This is a genomic window from Streptomyces sp. RP5T (assembly GCF_003933965.1).
GTDB lineage: Bacteria > Actinomycetota > Actinomycetes > Streptomycetales > Streptomycetaceae > Streptomyces.
The window spans coordinates 1-3646 of sequence record NZ_RSAJ01000738.1; the positions used below are offsets into that span (position 1 = coordinate 1).

The following is a 3646-nucleotide window of genomic DNA, read 5'->3' on the forward strand; positions in this document are numbered from 1 at the left end:
CTCCATGTCGGTGAGATCGCGGTCGGCGGCGGCGCACCGGTGTCCGTGCAGTCCATGACCACCACGCCCACCGCGGATGTGGACGCGACGCTGCAGCAGATCGCCGAGCTGACCGCGGCGGGGTGCGAGATCGTGCGGGTCGCTGTGCCCTCCCAGGACGACGCCGACGCCTTGCCCGCGATCGCCGCGAAGTCGAAGATCCCCGTCATCGCGGACATCCACTTCCAGCCCCGTTACGTCTTCGCCGCCCTGGACGCCGGCTGCGCCGCGGTGCGGGTCAACCCCGGCAACATCAAGGCGTTCGACGACAAGGTCAAGGAGATAGCCAAGGCCGCCGGCGCGGCCGGAGTGCCGATCCGGATCGGCGTCAACGCCGGCAGTCTGGACCGGCGGCTGCTGGCCAAGTACGGCAAGGCCACTCCCCGGGCACTGGCGGAGTCCGCGCTGTGGGAGTGCTCCCTGTTCGAGGAGCACGGCTTCACCGACCTCAAGATCTCCGTCAAGCACCACGATCCCATGACCATGGTCGCCGCCTACCGCCACCTTGCCGCCGCCTGCGACTACCCCCTGCACCTGGGCGTCACCGAAGCCGGTCCGCCACCGCAGGGCACCATCAAATCCGCGACCGCCTTCGCGATCCTCCTGAACGAGGGCATCGGCGACACCATCCGCGTCTCCCTCACCGCCCCTCCTGTCGAAGAGGTCAAGGCCGGCCTGCAGATCCTGCAGTCACTGGGACTGCGCGAACGCCAGCTGGAAATCGTCTCCTGCCCCTCCTGCGGCCGCGCCCAGGTCGACGTCTACGCCCTCACCGAACGCGTCTCCGCCGCACTGGACGGCTTCCCCTACCCGCTGCGCGTCGCGGTCATGGGCTGCGTCGTCAACGGCCCCGGCGAGGCCCGCGAAGCCGACCTCGGCGTCGCCTCCGGCAACGGCAAAGGCCAGATCTTCGTCAAGGGCAAGGTCGTCAGGACCGTCCCCGAATCGAAAATCGTCGACGCCCTCGTCGAGGAAGCCATGCGGCTGGGCGAGGAACTCGCCCAGGCAAGTCCGGAAGGCGGCGCGAGCGCATGAGTGCGCAGGCCCCAGCTGCCTTCTTCGACCAGAACGCGGTGCGCAGCGCTGTCGACACCGCCCTCACCGACTTCCTGGCCATCCAGATGCGCGAAGCACACCGAAGGGGCCTGCCACAACAAGCAGCCCAGGCACTGAGCAGCTTCCTCGGCGCCGGGGGCAAACGCATCCGCCCCATACTGTGCGTCGTCGGCTGGCAGGCCGCAGGCGGCACCGGCGCCCCCGACCCCGTGCTCCGGGCCGCGGCGTCCCTGGAGATGTTCCACGCCTCCATGCTCATCCACGACGACATCATCGACGCCTCCGACACCCGCCGCGGCCGGCCCACCGTCCACCGCACGGCCAGTACCGAAGCCGCCATCCTCATCGGCGACCTCGCCCTCGTCTTCGCCGACGAGCTCCTTCACAATGCGGGCCTCACCCCGGACCAGCTCACGGCGGCCCTGCCCGTCGGCAACGCCCTGCGCGCCGACACCATCTACGGGCAGTGCCTCGACCTCTCCCACACCGGACGACCCGCCGTCGGCCTGGACCAGGCACTGGCCATCACCCGGTACAAGACCGCGAAGTACACCGTCGAGGGACCTCTACTGCTCGGTGCGGCCCTCGCCCCGGCACCCGGCAGCCGCACATGCCTGCCGGCCCTGACCGCCTACGGCATCCCCGTCGGCGAGGCCTTCCAGCTCCGCGACGACCTCCTGGGCGTCTTCGGCAACCCGGACGACACCGGCAAACCCGCCCTGGACGACCTCAGGGAAGGCAAAGCCACCGTCCTCATCGCCCTCGCCCTGCAGAACGCCGACCCCACCCAACGCCAGATCCTGCGCCGCCACGTGGGCAACAGACACCTGAGTCCGGAGGGAGCGCAACGGGTCCGAACCGTCCTCATCGACACAGGGGCCCGCACCACCGTGGAAAACATGATCACCCAGCGACGTGACAGCGCCCTGGCCTCCCTGGAAACGGCCGCTCTGCCTCCCCACGTCACCACAGCACTACGTGCCCTGGCCTACAGCGCCACAGCGAGGACCACATGACCACACCACGCACACCGTCCGCATCGACCCCGCAGCCCCGCCGCGTCCTGCTCGCCTCACCCCGCGGCTGGTGCGCCGGCGTCAACCGCGCCGTCCACGCCGTCGAAAGGGCCCTGGAACAGTACGGGGCACCCATCTACGTCCGCCACGAAATCGTCCACAACAAACACGTCGTCCGAAGCCTGCAGGAAAAGGGAGCGATTTTCGTCGACCACACGGAAGAAGTACCCGAAGGCTCGATCGTGCTGTTCTCCGCACACGGCGTCGCCCCGACCGTCCACACCGAAGCCGCCGAACGCAACCTCACCACCATCGACGCCACCTGCCCCCTCGTCACCAAAGTCCACAAAGAAGCCCTGCGCTACGCACAGGACGACTACGACATCCTCCTCATCGGCCACGAAGGCCACGAAGAAGTCATCGGCACCAGCGGACAAGCCCCCGAACACATCACCCTGATCGACGGCCCCGACGACGTCGCGGACCTCTCGCCACGCGACGAATCCAAAGTCGTCTGGCTCTCCCAGACCACCCTCTCCGTCGACGAAACCATGGAAACCGTCAACGCCCTCAAGGCCCGATTCCCCTACCTGACATCCCCGCCCAGCGACGACATCTGCTACGCCGCACAGAACCGCCAGACCGCGGTGAAGAAACTCGCCGAGGAGGCCGAACTCATCATCGTCGTCGGCTCCCGGAACTCCTCCAACTCCGTCCGCCTGGTCGAGGTCGCCCTCAACGCCGGCGTCCCAGCCGCCCATCTCGTCGACTCGGCAGACGAGATCGACGAGACCTGGCTCGACAACGTCGCCACCATCGGCCTCACCTCCGGCGCCTCCGCCCCCGACAACCTGGTCAACGGCGTCCTGCAGTGGCTGGCCGAACAGGGCTACGACCACGTCGAAACCGTGACGACCGCGAACGAGACCATCACCTTCTCCCTCCCACAGGAGCTTCGCCGCAACTTGCGATGACACGGCGGGATGCCGGTGTGGGCTGCACCCACCGTTGTCTGCACCGGTGCACCAAGGTTTCCACCGGCGCAGCCACCAAGCGAGGACACAGTCCGCCGCTCCTACACCGAGTGCTACATCCTGCGCCGCCATCCCGCTTCAACCGCTCCGCCACCACCCTCGCCGACCTCTACCGCAGCACCGACTCCCCCGACACCGCAGGCGAGACCGAGACCGCAGCGGAGACCGGCGAGCCAGGCGGTGACCGCGGCGAGGGACCCGAACAGGAGTCCGCCCCCATCGCCTCCACCGGCGCCGCCTACAACCGGCTCTCCCCCATCCTGTCCATGCTGATCCGCACCGCCCAACTCACCAACAAAGAAGTCGCTGCCCGCATCGGCTGCTCCCCCTCGTTCCTCTCGCGGATCGCGTCCGGCGAACGCGTCCCACCTGGACACTGACCCGCAAGTTCACCCAACCCTGCGGCGCCGACCCCGTCGCCCTGCGCACCGTATGCGAATCGGAAAAACTCAACGAGAAACACCGCGAACCCGACCCCAAACCGGACGAAGAGCCCCCGCC

4 protein-coding genes are annotated in these 3646 nt (G+C 68.3%); all 4 read left to right on the top strand.

Going from position 1 to position 3646, the window contains the following annotated elements:
• Positions 1 to 1074 (top strand): flavodoxin-dependent (E)-4-hydroxy-3-methylbut-2-enyl-diphosphate synthase (ispG, locus tag EHS43_RS40130; protein ID WP_125195478.1); only part of this gene is annotated, 1074 nt, incomplete at its 5' end.
• Positions 1071 to 2111, top strand: coding sequence for a polyprenyl synthetase family protein (locus EHS43_RS40135; RefSeq protein WP_125195479.1), 1041 nt, complete (start codon positions 1071 to 1073; stop codon positions 2109 to 2111). The genes ispG and EHS43_RS40135, both read left to right, overlap by 4 nt.
• The gene (locus tag EHS43_RS40140) at positions 2108 to 3085 is read left to right on the top strand and encodes a 4-hydroxy-3-methylbut-2-enyl diphosphate reductase (RefSeq protein WP_125195480.1); all 978 of its coding nucleotides are present in this window, start codon (positions 2108 to 2110) and stop codon (positions 3083 to 3085) included. The genes EHS43_RS40135 and EHS43_RS40140 overlap by 4 nt, the downstream gene beginning before the upstream one ends.
• 110 nt (positions 3086 to 3195) lie before the next feature.
• Positions 3196 to 3525 (top strand): helix-turn-helix transcriptional regulator, encoded by a 330-nt coding sequence (locus EHS43_RS40145; RefSeq protein ID WP_125195481.1) that lies wholly within the window; start codon positions 3196 to 3198, stop codon positions 3523 to 3525.
• Positions 3526 to 3646: the final 121 nt, after the last annotated feature.